The sequence below is a fragment of the Frankia sp. CeTa3Moorea genome, from assembly GCF_978021225.1.
Map to the genome: position 1 here is coordinate 4447 of NZ_CDXDOR010000183.1, position 4018 is coordinate 8464.

The window sequence follows — 4018 nt, forward strand, 5'->3', positions numbered from 1 at the left end:
GACCGTCCAGCCGAAAGCGCTCCTGAATATGGAAAGGGGCACCGGGCTAGGTGCGCCCGGTGCCCCTTTCCTGGGTGGGGTCAGTCGTCGGGAAGCGCTCCGGTACGCCGCTTGTCGCGTCGCGTGGCGCTGTAGGCGAGCATCTCGCGCGCTTCGTCCAGTCGCTGGCGGAGTTCCCGGAGTTCGGCTAGGGCAGCGTCACGGGCACGGCGGACGGCGCGGCGCGACCCGTACTGTCCGCCGTAGAGCTGCTGTGCCACGTGGGAGATCACTCCGGCCCGTCCGATGTCGTCCGCCTTGCTTCCCTCAGCCAAGAAACGATCGATCACCGGGAAGTCCCGACCGTCCCCCCATGCCGACCCCCAGACCACGTCACTGATGCTGGCAAGGTAGCTCCCCACGGCCACGAACTCCGCGTGCGCCACGCCCCGCATGTACTGCTCACCCGGTGTCGCGTCGATCTCGTCTGGCTCTTCGTCCGGCCGAAAGCCGTTGCGCGCGGCAGCGTCCTTGACCGCCCAATCCATGATCATCTTTCGGTCCGCGACGAACTCTCGACCCTTGCGCGTCACGTAGAGCCAGGAGTCAGGCTCACGGGTCGCGACCGACAGGGAGGCAGGCTGAAACCGGCCGCTGATCTTCGCAAGGTTCTGGGCAAAGATCAGCACTGCGTCCTGGGTGACGTCGTCGCTGATGTCCGCCGTGCCATACATGCCGAACGGTCCGCCAGCGATGGTGGTGTTACCGTCCATGCGCTTGCGCGAGCGGGTGAAGTTCACGGAGCGGCAGTACTTCCGCGCCTTGGTCCGAATGTCCTGCCAGTCACTGTCAGTGACTCGCGCCATGTCGTCCGGCTGGACGCGCGAGCCCGGAAGCGCGGACGGCGTGTCCGACGCGAAAACGGCATTGCCCATGACAGACCTTCCTTACAGGGGGTTGGTTCCCGGGGGGATTCTCCCGCGCCCGGTGCCGATACCTAATTCTCCGCCTATGCACGGTCGAATTCAACCCCCATTCGTCCATCAATTCAAGATTCTTTATAGGGATTGTCGGGCCAGGGTCGCCGGATTTCCGGCCGCGACACGGAAAAGAAAGAGCAGGAAGGGCGAAGAACAAAGGGCAAAGAACAATGCCAAGAACAAAAGCAGAAAGGCCGGCAGACTCGCGGAAACGCCAGCCGTTAGTCGGCACAGGCACCCAGCCAACGCCGTACGCAGCCGCGCCCTCCAGTCCTCAGCCGGCCGGCCGGACCGATTATTAGCTCGTTGCCTCGCAACAAAGTCTTGGCCCGCTTGGGTACACCCAGCGGGCTTCTGACCTGCGCTGCTGCGACTCGACCGCGTGCCCGCTTAGCAGGGCCGCGGTCAGGCTCGCGGTGGGGCCCGCGGTTGGGGCATCGCACGGGCCGTGTCCTAGCAGTAACGCTGTGCTCTCTGGCGTGTGTGCCGGACTGTCGGGGGTCCCCGCCTTCTCCGAGTGGATTCCCTCCACGGATAGACGTGCGTGATCGCCGTCGGGCGGGCGTGGGACGTGTGGGCCGGCAACGGACGATGCCGGGGCGGCGGGTTCACAGGGGAATCCACTCCCGTCCGCGGGTGCATGCGCCGCGGATTGCGCCGGCCATTTGCCGCGATACCGGTGTCCGTGGAAGGCCCCGGGAACGGTGCCGGTGGCGGAGCCCGCGGCTAGGGAGGGGAGTGGTTTTTCTCGACGAGTTCGGCGAGTTTGGCCAGGGCCATGCGGGTGGCCGTTTCGGTCTCGGCGGCGGGTATGGCGTCTGGGACGCCGTCGTGGACGACGAGGACGGTGGTGGCGCCGGTGCCGGCGTCGCTAAGGGTGGTCGTCGTCGTCATCGTGACGGCCGCGGGCGGGTCGTCGGTCTCGAAGGCGAGCTGTTCGACGACCTGCGTGTCGGGGACGAGCCGCAGGAACCGGCCGTGGTAGGTGCCGGTGCGGGTCGTGATGGTGGCAGCTTGGATGGGCTGGGTGGGCTGGTCCCGGATGAGGGAGATCCGGAAGGCGCCGCCCTCACGGGCCTCGAAGGCGTGGACCTGGGCGCGCATCCCCGCGGGGGTTCGCCAGCCGGCGATCGCGTCGGGGTCGAGCAGCGCTCGGTAGACCGCCGGCCGCGGCGCCCAGATGCGCCAGTCCACCTGCGTCGCGTACACGTCTTCGACGGTAGGCACGCCGACGGGACACGTCGCGGCGGGCGGCCCGGGTTGGTCCTCGTCGCGGGTCAGAACGGCGTGACGTGCATCATGCCTCTCGGGATGGCGGGGCGCCCTGGAACGGGCCAAGCACCAGAAGTGACGACACCTTCGCAGGTGGCAGGCGTAAGGCCACGCGATCGAGCTCTCGTGATGGCCCGGCAGAACGATGGCGGGCCGCTGGTGATGAGTCCGAACCGGATTGTCACCTATACGCCGGATGGTGCAGTCTTGGGCGAAGCGCCCGTCACGCAGAGGGATGCGGGAGATCCGTGGCGACGAGGGGGTCGCGCTGCGGGGCGGAACGGTCGGCGCAGACCCGCCCGGGTTTGCGGATCTTTCCGTGGGGGTTCGAGTTGACGGTCGATGGGGAACTGTCTGATCCTGATCCGACCATCCTGCTGCACGATCTGCGGCACACGCTCGATTCGGAATGGCTGCCGGACGTGCTGGTGGCCCTGTCACGCGAGCCGCTGTCGTACACCGGCCTGCTGAGCACGCTGCGCTCCTACGAGGCCGCCCGGGGGCGGCAGAGGCCGCAGCAGGTGGTCTGGGACTCGGTGGTGCACCGGACGTTGCGCTGGATGCAGGACCGTGGGCTGGTCGAGCACGACCGGGGGCAGGAGTGGCCGTTCACTGTCGTCTACCGGTTGACGTCGCCCGCGATCGAGCTGGCCGGGCTGGTGATGCCGATCGCCCAGTGGGCCGCGGCGCATGAGGATCTGCTGGAGCTGGACCGGCGGATCTGGGCCGAGCGGTCCCGGCGCAGGAAGAGCCGCAGGAAGGGCCGCCGGCCGAAGTCACGCTGAGCGGCTCGCACCCCGGCCGCGCTCCATCAACGTCTGGAAGAGACGGTCGGTGTCCGCGGTGGGCTGCTGATCGAGGTCGGCCAGCGCGTCGACCAGCTGGCCGTAGGTGACCGCGAGGGCGTCATGCCGGCCGAGGCGGGCCTGGGTGCGGGCGATCTGGCAGTAGATCTGCTCGTTGGATGGGTCCAGACGCCGCAGCGTGTCGAGCAGGTCGAGACGCTCGGGGGTGTCCTCGCCGACGGCAGCGATGATGCTGGTCAGCGCGTCGGTCACCCGCCGGCGTAGATGTTCCCGGTGGGTCTCGGCCCAGGTGCCGGTGAGGTCCTTGGCGAGGTGGCCGGTATAGAGGCCGGTCAGTGGCAGGATCGCGGCGATCTCGGCGGCGGTCGTCGTGGCCTGCCGGCGCGCGGCGAGCGCGTCCTGGACCTGCCACAGGTCGACGGTGCACAGGTCGACGCGCAGCCGCCAACGGCCGTCGTCCTGCTCGAACACGTCCTCGATCGCCCCACCGGTAGCGGTGCGCAGGGCGCGGCGCAGCGGGCTGAGCGCGGCATAGAAGCGATTGTCGATCCGGTGGCGGGGTTCACCGTCATCCGGCCAGACCGCCTCGATGAGGGTGTCCCGGTGGACCCAGCCAGGATGAGCGGCAAGATAGGCCACGAGCTCACGGCCCTTGGTCCCGATGCCCTCGACCGTCTGAACATCGCTGTCCGGCGTCGGCTGGTAGAACAGCTGCCAGCGACCGAACAGCGTGAGGCGCAGCGGCGTGGTCACCTCCGCCAGACGCGGCGACGCCGCAGGCAGCGCGGCGGCCAGCGCCGGCGGGGACGGCGCTTCCTCGGGCTCGGCCGCGACGGCACCCCCACCATCGCCAGATGACGGCTCCTCCGGCTCCGGCCTCTCCTGCGCATCGCTCGGGCCCTCGACGTGCGCCCTCGGGCCGTCGACGTCAGCCGGAGCCGGACGGGCGCTACTGGGGGGCGGCGCGGAGGTGGGTGGTGG

At 69.0% G+C, this 4018-nt stretch carries 4 protein-coding genes; 1 reads left to right on the plus strand and 3 read right to left on the minus strand.

Going from position 1 to position 4018, the window contains the following annotated elements; all coding sequences use genetic code 11:
* Positions 1-80: 80 nt before the first annotated feature.
* Both AC08OV_RS21640 and AC08OV_RS21645 read right to left on the minus strand, forming a co-directional pair.
* Entirely contained in the window at positions 81-914 is an 834-nt protein-coding gene (locus AC08OV_RS21640; protein ID WP_476620219.1) for a hypothetical protein, read from the minus strand.
* Between the two features lie 771 nt (positions 915-1685).
* Complete coding sequence (locus AC08OV_RS21645; protein ID WP_476620220.1) at positions 1686-2186, minus strand: SRPBCC domain-containing protein; 501 nt, start codon at positions 2184-2186, stop codon at positions 1686-1688.
* Positions 2187-2563: 377 nt separating this feature from the next.
* Here AC08OV_RS21645 and AC08OV_RS21650 point away from each other — a divergent pair, with 377 nt between their 5' ends.
* Complete coding sequence (locus AC08OV_RS21650) at positions 2564-3016, plus strand: winged helix-turn-helix transcriptional regulator (RefSeq protein ID WP_476620221.1); 453 nt, start codon at positions 2564-2566, stop codon at positions 3014-3016.
* On the opposite strand, the gene AC08OV_RS21655 is transcribed toward AC08OV_RS21650, so the two are convergent.
* On the minus strand, positions 3008-4018 hold a 1011-nt coding region (locus tag AC08OV_RS21655), incomplete at its 5' end, for an AfsR/SARP family transcriptional regulator (RefSeq protein ID WP_476620222.1). The genes AC08OV_RS21650 and AC08OV_RS21655 overlap by 9 nt on opposite strands.